The sequence below is a fragment of the Pseudarthrobacter sp. HLT1-3 genome (genome assembly GCF_059383535.1).
This window is the reverse complement of sequence record NZ_JBWZCJ010000016.1, coordinates 86269-100597: the sequence shown is the minus strand read 5'-3', so window position 1 is coordinate 100597 and position 14329 is coordinate 86269. Positions and strand designations below refer to the sequence as shown.

Below are 14329 nucleotides of genomic sequence, written 5' to 3'. Positions count from 1 at the left end.
TGGGGCATCAAACTGTGCTGCCGATTTGTTGGGCGGAGACTGGCAATCCGTGTCAGGCCACTACTGGCACTAAAGGGGTGCTGGCAGCTGCCTTCAGGGTGAACCCCTCGGTTTCTGCCTGGGCGCGGGTGATGCCCGTGCCGGCGACGAGTAGTTTGCGGGCAGCCATATGGTCCGCGGTGACGTTGACCGATTCCACAGCCGTGAGGACGCCGTCCCTGAAGCAGAGGACGGAGAACTTTGCTGCCGCCTGGTCACCCACGACCAGCATGTCGTCGTCGGGTCGTGCGAGCCCTGCCATCTGCAGCCGGTAGGGGCCCTGTGTGGACCAGAACCAGGGCAGCTCCGTGTAGGGGTGTACAGCCCCGAGAATGGTACGGGCGGCATGACGGGCCTGATCGGTGGCATTCTGGACCGACTCCAGACGCAGACGGACCTGGGCGTGCGCGCTGGGGAAACTGGCGCAGTCGCCGATCGCCAGAACGGCAGGGTCCGCCGTGCGCAGCGTTTCATCGACAACGATGCCGTTGCTGGTTTCGAGGCCGGCGTCCGAGGCCAGGGTGTCGTTGGGCTGCACGCCGATGCCCACGAGGACCAGATCAGCAGGATATGACGCCCCTGTTGTTGACACTGCGGCTCCGACGCAGCCTTCCGCGCCAGGCTCGAACCGGTCGATGCCTTCGCCGAGACGCAGGTCGACGCCTTGTGAGCGGTGAGCTGCTGCAAACCACTCCCCCATGACGGGGGTCACCGCACGTCCCATCGGGCGAGGCGCGAATTCCAGTACGGTCACCTTGCATCCGTGGGCCAGGGCGGCGGCGGCAAATTCCAGTCCAATGAATCCGGCACCGATGATGACGACATTGCGGGCGGTGGGCAGCGCCCGGTGCAGCGCCTCTGCATCTGTCAGGGTTTTCAGTCCATGGATGCCGGATAGGGACGCGCCCGGACACTTCAGCATCCTGTTTCGGGCGCCGGTCGCGAAGACGAGGTAGTCGTAGTCGAGTGAACCCTCGGTGAGCTTCACCTTCCGTTCAGCCAAATCAATGGCAAGTGCCTGGACACCTTCATGGAGAGTGACGCTCTTGTCCTCAAAAAAAGATGCGCCGCGCAACGGCAAGGGAAGCGGTTCCTTGCCCGGGGCCAGGTAGTCCTTTGACAGCGGCGGACGCTGATAGGGCAGCCCGGATTCCTCAGCGATCACGTGGATCTTGCCCTCGTACCCCTCGGTCCTCAACGTATCGGCGACCTGCAGGCCGGCCTGTCCGCCGCCAATGATGACAACGCTCATGTCATTTTCCCCGCTTCTAGAGTTGGCCGGCAGGGATGTCGACGATAATCTCTGTGAGTTCTGCGTCGATTTTGATCTGGCATGCCAGACGGGAGGTGTCCAGCCGCTCGGCTGTGGCGCAGTCGAGCATTTCGTCTTCATCGTCGCTGATTTCGGGCAGCGCCTGTGCATATTCCGGCCGCACGTAGACGTGGCATGTGGCGCACATGGCCTGCCCGCCGCATTCGCCGATGATGCCGTCAATGCCGTTGGTGACGGCGGCGCGCATAAGTGTTGTGCCCTCCTGGACCTGGAGGGTTTGCTGAGTGCCGTTTGGCTGAGTGTAGGTGACGGTAGGCATCGTTGCTCCTTGGTATTTGGTGGTGCTTCTAGTTCCAGGTGACGGGCAGGCTGGTCAGTCCGCGGAAGACCCAGCCGTCCCAGCTTTCATTCCGCCGTTCGTCTACGCACAGCCCTGGGAAGCGCTTGTATGCCAGCGGTACTGCTACCTGGCCGATTGAAGTCTTTGCGGCCCAGTGCCCGGCGCAGAGGTGGACGCCGCTGCCGAAAGCGAGGTGGGGGCGCTTGGGTCGGTGGATGTCGAAGTCTGCAGCGGATTCTCCGAAGTGGGCGGCGTCGCGGTTGGCGGACGCAACGACCACGCCTATACCGGCGCCGGCGGGTATCCGGACCCCTTCGAGGACGGTTTCCCGGGTCGTTTCGCGCGGGTACATCCCGATAGGCGATTGCCATCTGACAGCTTCGTCAAACACCGAAGCCCACAATGCGGGGTCGGCGAGGACCTGCGCGCGCTGTTCGTGGTGGTTGCTAAGGGCCCAGACCATGTTGGTGACCATGTGCTGGGGCTCGTTCATTCCGCCGGAGATGGTCAGCTTGACGTTGGCCGTGACGTTGGGGGTTGGCAACCCGCTGTTTGCGAATGCGGACACCATCGAGGCGTCCGGCTTCTGCCGGTAGTAGGGGATCAGCTCCTCGAGCAAGCGGTCGGCCTCCTCGGTCGAGGAGTCACACCGGTCCCAGATCGACTGATCGTCCAGGACGTTTCCCATGCCAGAAATGAAGTCGTGGGACCAGCGGCGTACCTGTTCGACCGAAACGTCCTTCAGCCCCAGCAGGTCAATGAGGTTCTGCGAGGCCACGGGCGCGGCGTAGTCCCGGTTCAGGTCTGCTTCCCCGGGCCCGATCTCGGCGAATTTCTCAAGGTAGGTTTCGGCGTTGCGTTCAAAAACCGGTCCCCAGATTTCCTTGATGGACTTGGGACGAAGTACAGGATTTACGGGTGCCCGGTCTGCCGAGTGCTCTGGATCGTTCTTGCGCAGCATCGGCCGGGCACCGATGGCCCGGGTCATCGTTGAGCCGGAGACGTTGGCGCTGAAGATTTCCTGGTCCTGTTCCACCGTGTGGCAGCCGGCGTAGTTGGTGACGAGGAACTTGTTCAGCTGCGGAACCCAGGCGATCGGAGACTCTGCCCTAAGCCTGGCATAGGTCGGGTAGGGATCCGATGCAAGTTCAGCCACGTCAACCCAGTCAGCCACGGGGTAGTCGGCGGCGTCCTTCGAAGCGATGGTGCGAGCTTGATCGCTGCTGCCGCGCACCGATTCCGCGTCAAAGCTTCGGGTCTCCGAGTTCCCGTGGAAGGGGCACTGTGGGGCTTGTGTCGTCATGGTGGTCCTACTCCTACTGGCACGTCATTGTGTTATCAGTGTCACAGCCAACATTCTTCTAGTAAACTGTGAATATTAGTAAAAGTATTTCGATTCTTTAGTAGAAGAGATTTTCGTGCCTAAATTCACCTTTCGTCAGCTCGAACTCTTCGCCGCGCTGCCGGAACACACCACCCTGGGATCCGCGGCGCTACAGCTCCACATCTCCGAATCCGCGCTCTCGCACGCCATCAGCGAGCTTGAGGCAGCGTTGGGGGAACAACTGTGCATCCGAAGGAAGGCCCGGGGCATGCACCTGACGCCGACAGGGCGCCACTTCGCGAAGCGGGCCAAAGAACTGCTTCGCGAGGCCAGCGCACTGGCAGACGGATTGGGTGAGTTGCGCGGCGAGCTGAAGGGGCCGGTGTCGTTGGGCTGCTACACGGGCCTGGCAAGCAACGTCCTGCCCGCCGTGCTTGAAGGCATGGCGAACCTGCACCCCAAAGTCGAAATCAGCATCACCGTAGGGGACCACTCCGATCTGCTGCCGGCACTTGAAGATGGGACCCTGGACACCGCCATCGTCTACGACATCGGCTTGCCGGCGGATGTGGAGCGCAGGGTCATCTACAAGACCGAGGTCATGGCCGTTCTGGCGGCCAGCGATTCGCTTGCTGAAGAAGACGACGTGGACCTCGCGGATCTGTCGACCAAGCCACTCATCATGCTTAACACGGCCCCAAGCACGGAATATACACAGTTGATGTTCGCTCAGCGTGGGCTCAAACCAAATCTGGGTGCAATTGTCCCGCAAATCGATCTTGTCCGGGCGATGGTCGGGCGGGGGCTCGGCTACAGCCTCCTGATGTCCCGGCCCAACCAGATCCCGGTTTCCAGCGAGGGCAAGGGACTAGTGACCAAGCACCTTCGTCCCCGCGCCGGCCAGACCTCTGTTGTTGCGGTCTGGCCAAAGAAAACGATGCTGACTGCCCGGGCATTGGCCGTCACACAATATGCAGTCCAGGTCCTGGACGCCATCGAACCCGAATAGCGACCGCCGGGTGCCAGAAAATCAACACCAAGGGTCGGTGCCCGCCCCATTCCTGAACGGTCAGGCTGCGTTACGTGCTCGCTCTCGAATGGATGCATGGCCAACAACCACGTGGTTCCGGAAGCAGGTACGCTCTCTCACCAGGCGGACCGCTCGCGGGATTCCCCGAACGGCACTTCTTCACTGAGCTCTAGGACGTACCGGCCTGAGTGATGGCGGGTGACCAAAATGCCGGCGGCCCGGCGGTTCAGAGCCACTTCGACCAGCGACGACTCAGCCTCGTTCAGTAACTGCTCGACAAGATTTGGGTTAGCAGTGGACACCTCGCGCCGCTCTTCCGAATATGCAAGGAGGGAAGGGCTCTGATCGATTACCGCGGACCTGGCCGGGGTCGGGTTGGGAAGCAACGTCAGCTCGGACATAGTGTGACGCCATCCCCGCGCAGGAACAGTCGCCGGTCAGCCGCAACGTTCTCAATCACCCAAATCAGATGCACCCGGGCTCCGACCGCCTCTGCCCATGCGGCGTACTGGAGATCCCCCAGACACACCTCTACGCTGTCGCCTGGGCTCAGGTACTCCCATTGCTGGATGCGCTGATGGGTGGGCCGAGGCTGAAGCGTGGCTCCAGCATTCATCGCATACCCGCTTTCTATCGGTCCGGTTCCTTGTGAGTGGACTGGATGCGGCGGCCGCACGTTTTGCACGTGCGGGCCGCCGCAGGTCATGGAAGAGAAACGTCAGATGATGGCGGCCTTCAGTTCTTTGGCGGCCAGGCTGGGATCCGCGGCTCCGTAGATTGATCCGCCCGCTACGGCCACGTCCGCCCCGGCCTGCTGGACAGCGTTGATCGTCGAGAGGTTTACTCCTCCGGCTACTGAGAAGGGGACGCGCGCTTCTTCGCCGGCGGCCAGGAGCCCGTTAAGGTCATAGCCGGGCTGTGCCTGCTCATCAAGGCCAGCGTGGAATTCCACGAACTTGGCGCCAAGGGCACGAGCTTCCTTGGCGCGGGAGACTTTATTGGATACCCCAATGAGGTCAACAACGATGCCTTTGCCGTGTGCCCGGGCGGCTTTCACGGCGCCGGCGATGGTCGAGTCGTCTGCACTGCCCAAAACAGATACCAGATCGGCGCCGGCTTTGAAGGCGATGTCGGCCTCCAATTCTCCGGCGTCCATTGTCTTCATGTCAGCGAAAACGATTTTGTCGGGGTGAGCATTTTTGATGGCGGTGACAGCGGAGAGGCCTGCAGCCTTTATCAGGGGCGTTCCGAGTTCGATGATGTCCACGTACTCGGCTACCTTGGCGGCCAATTCGAGGGCGTCTTCGACGGTGAGGAGGTCCATTGCAACTTGGAGTTTCATGCTGGCTCTTTCTTTAGGAATTGTTAGGTTTGAAGGAATTTAGGGGTGAGTGGTTGCTTGGTGTTTTCCGCTGCGTCGGTCGCCGTCGTCGTCGTCGCCATTCTGGGTTCAATTATTCGAGATTGGCGTGCCGGGTCCAGAGCTGCTGGGCAGAAATGCTGGCTTCCTCCCAGAGGGCTTGGAACACCGCTTCGGTGGCGAGGAAAAGCACCTGTTCGAAGAGGCTTCCGGAATATTGCCTGGAAGCACCCAATTGGTGGTCGGTTTTTTGCGGGGCCGGGATAACCACGAGCATGTCGGTTACTGCAGCTAGTGGGGAATTTGTGTTGGCAGTGAAAGCGGCCACCTTTGCACCGGCCTTTGCCGCAGTTTCTGCCGCCTTCACCACGCTTGAGGTCGTTCCGGATCCAGAGGCCACCACCAGCAGATCCCCGGCGCGGATCGCAGGAGTGGTGGTGTCCCCTGCGATGTGGACCGTGAGGCCAAGATGCATCAGCCGCATGGCGGCCATCCTCAGAACTAGGCCGCTGCGGCCCGCCCCGGCGACAAACACCCGGTTAACGGTGGTTAGATGGGCGGCCAGGAGAGCAAGTTCCTGTTCATTGATGCAGTTTGCCGTCTCTCCGACCTCGCCCCGGATCAGAGAGATGCTGTGCCCGATGGCGTCGGCCGTTTCTTGACTGGCAGGTGTTGCTAGTGGCGTGGTTCCCAATGTCTCTCCTTTGAGGGGTGAGCCGTATTCAGCGATCCGTGGAGTCGTCCGATGTTCTATCCTCGATACTTCCCGTCGCCCATCTCCCATTACGGCGGCCTGAACCTGTCGGAAGCCGGTAGCGGTGCCACTTAGGGTGAGGTCGTCTGCCGTTCAAGGGCAAACCGGGCATATTCTTCCAACAGCACGGGATCATCCACCGACCCTAGATCCGCGACCGTTTCCAGGCGCGCCCCTTGCAGAAGCCGCTTGACCGGAACCTCCAGCTTCTTTCCGGTCCGGGTATGCGGAATTCCAGGCATGAAGACAATCTCGTCGGGCAGGTATCGGACCGACAGGTTCTCACGGATGGATCTGGTGATCGCCTCTTGGGCCACGTCCGGCTTGGTGCCTCCGGCCAGGTGGACGAACAGCGGCATGTAGTAGTCAGTGCCCAGCTCCGCGCCGACAACCAGTGCCTCGGCGACTTCCGGCAGCGATTCAACCACCGCGTAGATATCTGCCGAACCGAGCCGGAGCCCGTTTCGGTTGAGGGTCGAGTCGGAGCGGCCGTGGATGAGGATGCCCCGGTGCGTGAACTCGATGTAGTCCCCGTGCCGCCACACCCCCGGATACATGCCGAAGTAGCTCTCGTGGTAACGGCTGCCGTCATCCCCCCAGAAGCTCAGCGGCATCGAGGGAATTGACTTGGTTACCACCAGTTCACCCTTGCCCGTCGTGGGATTGCCGGCTTCATCCCACGACTCCACGCGCACTCCGAGGGCCGGAGCCTGGATGTAGCCGACATGGACCGGCAGTGTCGGGGATCCCCCCACGAAGATGGAGGCGATGTCGGTTCCACCGCTCATCGAACTCAACCAGATGTCACCCACATTGCCGTAGACCCAGCGGTAGCCGTCGGCCGAGAGCGGCGATCCGGTGACCTGAAGGGATTTCAGGGCACCCAGGTCGTGGTCGCGCATCGGCACCAGGGAGGCCTTCGAGCAGGAATGGACAAATCCCGCACCCACACCGAGGACCGCGACCTGCTCGGCTGCGGCAATTTGCCACACCCGGTCGATCGACGGGAAGGTGGGGTTTCCGTCGACGAGCACCGCCGTCGCCCCCACGCCCAGTGCGGAGACGAGTGCGTTCCACAGCACCCAGCTCGTCGAGGCCACATTGAGGTAGCGGTCCCCGGGCCGCAGGTCGGAGTGGATGAGGAGCATTTTCATTTCCTCAAGCAGCGCCCCGCCGTGGCCATGCACGATGCCCTTGGGAATGCCTGTTGTCCCGGAGGAGAACAGGACCCACAGGGGGTGGCTGAACTCGACGTCTTCGAAGGCGAGCTCCGCCGGTTCGGCCACGGCCTGTGCCCAGTCCACGGCGGGAACCCGGGTTGGGATACTCGGGACGGACGTGTGCCGCCCCACCCAGATGATGTGCTCGAGGGTGGGGAGTTGGGCGAAGATCTCCCCCAGCTCCGCCTGTCGGTCCCGGTCCTTCCCGCCGAGCCGGTAGCCGGGCGCGGCGATGACGACCTTTGGACCGAGCTGGGCGAACCTTGAAACGATCGCGCCGGGGCCGAACTCCGGGGCGCAGACGGACCAGATCGCGCCGATCGAGGCAGCGGCGAGCAGCCCGACGACGGCCTCAGCGACATTCGGAAGGATTCCGACGACCCGGTCCCCGTGGCTCACACCGCGCGCACGAAGGTGCGCGGCGAGGGAGGCCACCTCGCGCCTCAGCGCATCCCAGGTGACCTCCTCGCGTGTCCCGTCCTCGGCGATGCCGATAAGTGCGGTCCCCTCGTGGCCCTGCAGCAGGTGCCGGGCGAAATTAAGGGTGCGTCCCGGAAACCACCGAGTGTGCGGCATGGGATCAGTGGTGCAGACCGGCCCTGCCGCCCCGCCGAACTCGACTCCCGCAAACCGGGCAAAGAGTTCCCAGAACTGTTCGGGCTCATCAACCGACCAATGCCACAGCTCCTCATAGCCAGCACCGATCTCGATGCCCTGGCCGCCCAGGAAGGCGGCGAAACGGGCGACGCCGGTCTCGGCGCTGTGTTCGACGTCAGGTTCCCAGATCACCTCCCCGTCTGCAGCCTGGGCGTCGGTGATCATGCCCTCTCCAGCGTCTGCGAGGCTTCCTTGCGCCGCTCGGCAATCTGGGCCGCTGTGAGGGGCTCGGTCCCGATCAGCACGAAAAGGACGCGGGCCGTTGTCTCCGTGCGGTTGGACCACGCGTGGCTGGTGGCACGTTGCACTGCCACGTCGCCGGCGCGCATGGTCGCCTCACCTTCATCGACCAGCAGGGTGATTTCACCTTCAAGGACGACGGCGTAGTCCAGGGAGTCGGTGCGGTGGAACCAGAAGTGCCTGGAGCCGCTGTGCTCGGCTCCCGCTTCGGCTTCGTCGTGTCCGTCGAGCTCGCTGAAGATCACCGAACCCGCCTCGTCCGGATACGCGGAGTCCGGCGGAAAGTCGGCGATGCGCATAATCGTCTGGCCCGGGGCCGGGAAGCTGGGGATTTCCGCATCGGCGCTTGCCGGATCCGAGTCACTAACGTGGTCGATTATCCCAGCTTGGGTCAGCCAGGGCACGGTGGCACCGAATCCAGGGATCATGTCCGAGGACCAGTGGTTGGGTGCGGCCCCGTCCGAGAGGATGATGGCGCGTCCCTGGTCGTCGTGTCCGGTGACGATGCGGCGAACTGGGGGCCGGGTCATCACGCCACCCATTCTTCGTGCGGGTAGGTGCGGGGCTCGGGCCACCAGGGGGCCTTGTGGCGTTCGGTCGAAATCGGCGTGCGCAAAGTGCCCACGCCTTCCAATTCCAGCTCGATGACGTCGCCCGGGTTCAGAAACTTCCCGATTTCGACGCCGGCGCCGAAGCCCATTGTGCCGGAACCGATGATGTCCCCGGGCTGCAGGCGGTCGGAGATGGAGACGTAGGCCAGCAGTTCCGCGGGGGTGTAGACGAAGTCCTCGACCTTGGTGTCGGAGAGGACTTCCCCGTTGACACGGACTTGGCCGCGCAACCCCTCGATCGACGTGATTTCATCCATCGTGGTGACCCAGGGGCCGATGCCGTAGCCGAAGTCCTTGCACTTTTGCGGGCCCATGCCGATGGCCATTTCGGCGCCCTGGATATCGCGTGCGCTGAAGTCGTTGAAGATGGTGATGCCAAAGAGGTGGTCCAGCGCCGTGTCCGGGGTCAGGTCGCTGCCGGACTTGCCTACCACGTACCCGACCTCAAGTTCCCAGTCCAGGGCCTCGGTGAAGTCGGGATAGGGCAGCTCCTGGTTGTGTCCGTAGGACATGGCAGTGGTGCCCTTGAAATAGCCCGGACGATCGTAGATCGAGCGTGCCGGCTGGGCCTTGGCAACAATGCGGTGGAAGTTCTGGATGTGCTTCTCGAACGTCAGCCCGTCGCGTATGACCGGGGAGTCGACAGCCGCGCGCCATGAGACCTCGTCGATGCCGTACGAAGCATCATCAGCAGCAGCAAGCGCCTCGTGGGCCGCATCCATGAAGATCGCACCTCCGCCGATTCCTGCAGCCAGGCTCCCCGGGAGAATGGCCAGGGCGAGCGCCCGAGCCCGGTCAGGATCGGCCGCCCTGCGCCGAAGCGTCAGGGCATAAGCGCGGGCGAGATCAATGACCCGGCCCTGGTCTGGCTGGGCTGCGACGAGTCGAATCTGTTCGCCGTCGGGCGTGGGCACTGCTATTCGTCCCAGTTTCATGTTGCTCCTTTGAATGCATAATACGATACGTACAGTATCGCATTGCGTTAGTGGAGTTGCAATAGGCAACTACGTGGGGGTGAAGCTCAGCTACCGATAGTGGCGGACCTAGTGGCCCTCAGGAGAGGTCCCGCGTCGCAGAGTTCCTCCAGGTCGATGTCGGGCGGAAGCATGCCCAGGCTTCGACGAATCTCCGTCAGTAGCTCCAGGCCGTGATGATCAACGGTGAGCGTGCAGGCGCGTGTGCCCCAGGCCGTCGCGGCCGCCGCTTGGTAACCGCGCCGTTCAAGGAACTCGATGCCCTGCGCCTCGGCCATCGACGCTCCGGCCTCCACCCCCCGCACCAGTGCTCGCAGGTAGTCTTCCAGCTCCGCGGAACCAAGAAGATCGGCGCGGGCCACCAAGCCCTGGCCCGGCAGTCCGGGCAGCAGGGCGTTGACATCTGCAAGGGCCCGGAACCCGGCCCGCTCAGCATGCTTGTCGAAGGGGGGCCCGAGCAGGGTCGCGTCCACGCGCCCCTCGACCAGCGCCTCCAGGCGTTCACGCACGCCACCCACCAGCACGTAGTCGACCTCGACGCCGGCGTCCCGCAACAGGCGTTTGGCGATCAGCGCGAAACCGTTGTCGGGCGCGTCCACCGCGAACCGGCAACCGGCCAGGTCCGCGATGGATTCCACGTCACCGCCTGCATGGATGCCCAGCGGCGTGGTCGCCTCGACTTGGGCCACCAGGCGCAGGTCGGCCCCAGCCCGGGTCCATTCGAACAGGTTGTCAATTGCTGTGACCACCATGTCCTGTTCCGCGGCGAGCAGGGCACGCAACTGCTCCGCGCTCGAGGTGGTTCGGCTGGGCACCACATCCACTGAGCGCAGGAATCCCAGCTCGTCCGCCAGTAGATAGGAAACCGGCGGCACGAAGTGGCTTTGGCGCAGGCTCATGAGGAGGCCCCGCCGGCCGCGGCGACGGCGACCGGGCGGTCAACATACCAGGGAGGCAACTGCCCGCTGGGCCCGCGGACCGTTGAACACTGGGTACCGAGACCAGAGATTTCCGCCTCCATCACGTCGCCGTCCCTCAGGAAACGGCCCCAATGCGAACCGTTCCCCGCCGGCGAGCCGGTGATGAGGACATCCCCGGGCAGCAGTACGGCCATAGAGGACGCGTAGGCGATCAGGCTCGGGATATCGAAAAGCAGGTCATCTGCCAGAGCATCCTGCATCAGCGTACCGTTGAGGCTCAAACGGATCCGGAGCTTCGCCGGATCCGGGATGAACCGCCTTGGCACCACGTAGGGGCCGGTGGGGAAGAACGTCGGCTGGTTCTTCGCCCGGAACCAGTCGGTGCCCATCATCGCGATGTCGTTGCGCGGGACGAGCGTGCGCGCGGTGACATCGTTGACAATCGTGTATCCGGCCACGTAGTCGAAGGCGTCGTCGGCCGAGACCCGGTGCGCCCTGCGGCCGATGACCACGCCGAGTTCCAGTTCCCAGTCGACGTTGCCGCCGACATCCGGCAACTGCACGTCGTCGTAGGCGCCGCAGACCGCCGAGGGGATCCCGGTCCAGACGTAGGGGTCGCCCGAGCGGCCGCGCTCATCGATTTCAGCGGCGGCGTCGGCGGCCAGTTGCGTCGTATCGGCGCCTTCTTTGCCGAGCTTGTGGGCCACGCTCATCTGCAGGACGTGCTCCCGGTAGTTCGCCCCCGCGGCGATGATGGTGCCCACCGGCTGCACTGGAGGCAGCACTTTCAGCCCCTCGAGCGGGCGCGCGCCGGCCGCTGCCGGGTCGACGGACTCGAGCGTATCCAGGTGCGCGTCCCAGCGGGCGAACAGATCCCCGATCCGCGCGATTCCCGGCACCACTGTGCGCAGGTCAACGACAGTGTCCCCGAAGACCACACCGGGAAATTGCTCCCCGCCGTCCTCGAAGGTGCCCAGCATGAATCCGCGCACGCGTGCTTCTTCCATGAATCCTCCACTAGTCATTGTCTGCTGCCGCTATACCGGTGGCGGGACAAACAGGCCCTTGTCGCGGTCGTTGAACATTTCGCGGGCGATAAATTCGTCCATGTCGCCTCCGGTTCCCCATTGGTCGGAGGTCTCGGGGTCGCGCGTGTCAAAGATGCTTGGATGCCATGTATCCTCATCCACCGAATCCAGCTCGGTGGTGTACTCCATGGTGTTCCCGTTGGGATCGTGGAAGTAGGTGAAGGTGTTGTCCCCGGCCTTGTGGCGGCCAGGGCCCCAGATTTTCTTGAACCCGGACCGCAGCAGCTTGCCGCTGCCGCGCATGTACTCGTCGATGCCGCGCAGCTCGAAGGACGCGTGCTGCAGCGAGGCATGCGGGCCGCGGGAGATCGCTATGGAGTGGTGCTGCGCATTGCAGCGCATGAAGTAGAAGAGGTCGCCCATGTGCGGGTGGTTGAGGGTGTCGGAGAGACGGAAGCCCAGATGCTGTTCATACCAGGCGCGCATCTTTTCCGGTTCCGGGGAGTTGAGCACCACGTGGGAGAGCCGCACCGGGATCGCCTCGCGTTCCTCGATCTTGCGGTGCTTGCGCACCTCGACGTCTGACGAGACCTCGATGGTGCGTCCCTCCAGGTCGAAGAAGCGGAAGCCGTATCCCCCGCCGAGGGTCTTGACGTCATCGGGTTCGCCAATGAGCTTCACGCCCTTGGCAATGAGGTCCGAGGCGAGCTGGTCCACGGAGGCCTTGTCCGCCGCGCCGAACGCGACCATGTCAAGGCGCTTCTCCTCGGCCTCGCGCACGCGGACCGAATACTGCTCCGGGGAGCCCTCGGCGGCGAAGTAGGTGACGCCGCCGTCGTTCTCCATTTCGGTGAGTCCCCAGTGGTTCTTGTAGAACTCAACCTGCTTTTGATAGTCGGGCACCGCGATGTCGAAGTGCCTCAGGTGTGTGATCGGGCTGAATGCCATGATGGTCTCCTGTGTTCTGTCCGTTTGACGCGGATGTGGGTTTAGATGCGTGCCGGCACGTTGCGGCCGACCTGCGGAATGCTGCGGATGAGGCGCTCCAGGGCCTCGGGTGTGTCGCCGAGGCCCAGGATGTAGCGGTCCGGGCGCACGACGACAGCCTGGGCGCCGGCGGCTGCAAGGATCTGGCCGACCTTGGCCGGATCGAACAGGACCACGACGTCTGTATGTTCCTCGAGTTGTTCCCGCACCGGGGCGGGGACCGCGGCATAGAGCTCGCGGGTTGTTGCCACTAGGAAACGGCTTCCCACCATGTCATCCAGGCGCACCCCGTCGGCGAGGATCGGCTGCATGCCGAGCCGGCCGGCGCGTTCGTCGGTGCTGCCTTCGTGCAGGCCTGGACCCAGCGCGGGGGCGACCGGTGCCGATGCCGCGGGGTTTGCACGGATGAAGGCATCACGCTGCTTGGCAATGTCGGCGTCCGTGGTTTGCATGAAGCCGGCGGCGCGGGTTGCCTGCTCGACCCAGAACCGTGCGTGCGGCATACGCTCGCTCTCGTAGGTGTCAAGCAGGCCGTCGTCGGCGGCACCGCGCTTGACGGCATCGAGCTTCCACACCAGGTTGGCCACATCGCGCATTCCGGCGCACAGGCCCTGCCCAAACAACGGCGGGGCCTGGTGCGCGGCATCCCCGGCCAGGAAGATGTTCCCGGCGCGCCACTGATGCGCGATACGCCCCCGGAACGTATATATCGCCAGCCGGTCCGCAGCGAACTTGTCTGCCGGCAGCACGCCATGGCTGATCCGTTCCACGCCCGCGGGAGTCGCAATTTCCTCGGGATCGTCCCCCGGCATCAGCATGAACTCCATCCGCACCCGCTGGCCGGGGAGGCGGATCCACAGGGCGGGCCGCGTGTGGTGGCCCAGGAAGATCATGTCGGAAGACAGGCCTGGACCTTCTTCAAGGATCCCGTCCGCGACCAGCCACTGCGCATCCTCGCCCAGCTGCTCGCACTCGATGCCCAGTGCCTGGCGGCTCTGCGAGCGCGCCCCGTCCGCCGCGATGGCCCAGTGGGCGCGGATGAGGAAATCGTCGCCGTCCGCGTCACGCACGGCGACCTCGACGCCCTGCCCGACATTGCGCACCGAGACCACGGTCATGCCGCGGCGGAGCTCGACGCCGGGAAGCTCATGGACGACCTCCTGAAGCAGGACTTCGATGTCCGGCTGGTGGAAGGTGAGGTCATCGTGCCAACCCTGGGTGCCGAGCTGACCGGTTGGCACCGACACCAGGACTTCGCGCTCCTCGTTCTCGATGTGGAACGAGGCCATCGGCAACGTGGCCTCGGCAAAGCGGTCGGCCACGCCCAGCGACTGGAGCGTGCGGAAGGTCTCGCCATCGAAGTGCACGGCACGCGCGGTGGGCCATGCCTGGACCTCGCGTTCGACGCCTACGGCGCTCAGGCCGGCGCGGCCCAGCAACGCCAGGGCAGTGACCCCCACGGGTCCTCCCCCGACCACCACCACGTCAACATTGACGATGTTTGCCATCTCACTCCTTTGTGTTCAGTACGTATCGTTTCGTAAAAAAGGTAACACCCATCACTCACCCACA

At 63.8% G+C, this 14329-nt stretch carries 14 protein-coding genes; 1 reads left to right on the top strand and 13 read right to left on the bottom strand.

All coding sequences use genetic code 11. The features are described from left to right. Window positions 1-52 precede the first annotated feature (52 nt). The 3 genes from AC50X9_RS14505 to AC50X9_RS14495 are packed head-to-tail and all read right to left on the bottom strand — an operon-like array spanning window position 53 to window position 2955. Entirely contained in the window at window positions 53-1291 is a 1239-nt protein-coding gene (locus tag AC50X9_RS14505; RefSeq protein WP_494894453.1) for an NAD(P)/FAD-dependent oxidoreductase, read from the bottom strand. Between the two features lie 16 nt (window positions 1292-1307). After that, window positions 1308-1631, bottom strand: a complete 324-nt coding sequence (locus AC50X9_RS14500; RefSeq protein ID WP_494894452.1) for a 2Fe-2S iron-sulfur cluster-binding protein — start codon at window positions 1629-1631, stop codon at window positions 1308-1310. 28 nt (window positions 1632-1659) lie between these two features. After that, window positions 1660-2955, bottom strand: a complete 1296-nt coding sequence (locus AC50X9_RS14495; RefSeq protein WP_494894451.1) for a cytochrome P450 — start codon at window positions 2953-2955, stop codon at window positions 1660-1662. A gap of 115 nt (window positions 2956-3070) precedes the next feature. Between AC50X9_RS14495 and AC50X9_RS14490 the strand changes: the two genes are divergently transcribed. Then, entirely contained in the window at window positions 3071-3985 is a 915-nt protein-coding gene (locus AC50X9_RS14490) for a LysR substrate-binding domain-containing protein (protein ID WP_494894450.1), read from the top strand. Between the two features lie 137 nt (window positions 3986-4122). On the opposite strand, the gene AC50X9_RS14485 is transcribed toward AC50X9_RS14490, so the two are convergent. The 10 genes from AC50X9_RS14485 to AC50X9_RS14440 form a co-directional block, all read right to left on the bottom strand. Next, on the bottom strand, window positions 4123-4407 hold the full coding sequence (locus AC50X9_RS14485) for a hypothetical protein (protein WP_494894449.1): 285 nt from the start codon (window positions 4405-4407) through the stop codon (window positions 4123-4125). Between the two features lie 317 nt (window positions 4408-4724). Beyond that, window positions 4725-5348 (bottom strand): 3-hexulose-6-phosphate synthase, encoded by a 624-nt coding sequence (gene hxlA, locus AC50X9_RS14480; protein ID WP_494894448.1) that lies wholly within the window; start codon window positions 5346-5348, stop codon window positions 4725-4727. A gap of 112 nt (window positions 5349-5460) precedes the next feature. Further along, window positions 5461-6060, bottom strand: coding sequence for a 6-phospho-3-hexuloisomerase (gene hxlB, locus AC50X9_RS14475; RefSeq protein WP_494894447.1), 600 nt, complete (start codon window positions 6058-6060; stop codon window positions 5461-5463). Window positions 6061-6191: 131 nt separating this feature from the next. Beyond that, entirely contained in the window at window positions 6192-8162 is a 1971-nt protein-coding gene (locus AC50X9_RS14470) for an acetoacetate--CoA ligase (protein ID WP_494894446.1), read from the bottom strand. Next, window positions 8159-8767, bottom strand: a complete 609-nt coding sequence (locus AC50X9_RS14465) for a cupin domain-containing protein (protein WP_229994192.1) — start codon at window positions 8765-8767, stop codon at window positions 8159-8161. Before AC50X9_RS14465 ends, AC50X9_RS14470 begins: the two co-directional genes overlap by 4 nt. After that, window positions 8767-9783, bottom strand: coding sequence for a fumarylacetoacetate hydrolase family protein (locus AC50X9_RS14460; RefSeq protein ID WP_494894445.1), 1017 nt, complete (start codon window positions 9781-9783; stop codon window positions 8767-8769). Before AC50X9_RS14460 ends, AC50X9_RS14465 begins: the two co-directional genes overlap by 1 nt. 86 nt (window positions 9784-9869) lie before the next feature. After that, window positions 9870-10721: an ABC transporter substrate-binding protein gene (locus tag AC50X9_RS14455; protein WP_494894444.1), complete on the bottom strand. Its 852-nt coding sequence runs from the start codon at window positions 10719-10721 to the stop codon at window positions 9870-9872. Beyond that, window positions 10718-11749, bottom strand: coding sequence for a fumarylacetoacetate hydrolase family protein (locus AC50X9_RS14450; RefSeq protein ID WP_494894443.1), 1032 nt, complete (start codon window positions 11747-11749; stop codon window positions 10718-10720). Before AC50X9_RS14450 ends, AC50X9_RS14455 begins: the two co-directional genes overlap by 4 nt. A gap of 30 nt (window positions 11750-11779) precedes the next feature. Beyond that, the gene (locus tag AC50X9_RS14445; protein WP_229994196.1) at window positions 11780-12718 is read right to left on the bottom strand and encodes a VOC family protein; all 939 of its coding nucleotides are present in this window, start codon (window positions 12716-12718) and stop codon (window positions 11780-11782) included. 41 nt (window positions 12719-12759) lie between these two features. Then, on the bottom strand, window positions 12760-14265 hold the full coding sequence (locus tag AC50X9_RS14440) for a bifunctional 3-(3-hydroxy-phenyl)propionate/3-hydroxycinnamic acid hydroxylase (protein ID WP_494894442.1): 1506 nt from the start codon (window positions 14263-14265) through the stop codon (window positions 12760-12762). Window positions 14266-14329: the final 64 nt, after the last annotated feature.

What these genes read in the sequence shown, in the direction of transcription:
- AC50X9_RS14445 (WP_229994196.1), bottom strand. Translation starts at nt 12,718, where the DNA reads ATGGCATTCAGCCCGATCACACACCTGAGGCACTTCGACATCGCGGTG.
- AC50X9_RS14465 (WP_229994192.1), bottom strand. Translation starts at nt 8,767, where the DNA reads ATGACCCGGCCCCCAGTTCGCCGCATCGTCACCGGACACGACGACCAG.
- AC50X9_RS14440 (WP_494894442.1), bottom strand. Translation starts at nt 14,265, where the DNA reads ATGGCAAACATCGTCAATGTTGACGTGGTGGTGGTCGGGGGAGGACCC.
- hxlA (WP_494894448.1), bottom strand. Translation starts at nt 5,348, where the DNA reads ATGAAACTCCAAGTTGCAATGGACCTCCTCACCGTCGAAGACGCCCTC.
- AC50X9_RS14485 (WP_494894449.1), bottom strand. Translation starts at nt 4,407, where the DNA reads ATGTCCGAGCTGACGTTGCTTCCCAACCCGACCCCGGCCAGGTCCGCG.
- AC50X9_RS14470 (WP_494894446.1), bottom strand. Translation starts at nt 8,162, where the DNA reads ATGATCACCGACGCCCAGGCTGCAGACGGGGAGGTGATCTGGGAACCT.
- AC50X9_RS14460 (WP_494894445.1), bottom strand. Translation starts at nt 9,783, where the DNA reads ATGAAACTGGGACGAATAGCAGTGCCCACGCCCGACGGCGAACAGATT.
- AC50X9_RS14455 (WP_494894444.1), bottom strand. Translation starts at nt 10,721, where the DNA reads ATGAGCCTGCGCCAAAGCCACTTCGTGCCGCCGGTTTCCTATCTACTG.
- AC50X9_RS14505 (WP_494894453.1), bottom strand. Translation starts at nt 1,291, where the DNA reads ATGAGCGTTGTCATCATTGGCGGCGGACAGGCCGGCCTGCAGGTCGCC.
- AC50X9_RS14500 (WP_494894452.1), bottom strand. Translation starts at nt 1,631, where the DNA reads ATGCCTACCGTCACCTACACTCAGCCAAACGGCACTCAGCAAACCCTC.
- AC50X9_RS14450 (WP_494894443.1), bottom strand. Translation starts at nt 11,749, where the DNA reads ATGGAAGAAGCACGCGTGCGCGGATTCATGCTGGGCACCTTCGAGGAC.
- AC50X9_RS14495 (WP_494894451.1), bottom strand. Translation starts at nt 2,955, where the DNA reads ATGACGACACAAGCCCCACAGTGCCCCTTCCACGGGAACTCGGAGACC.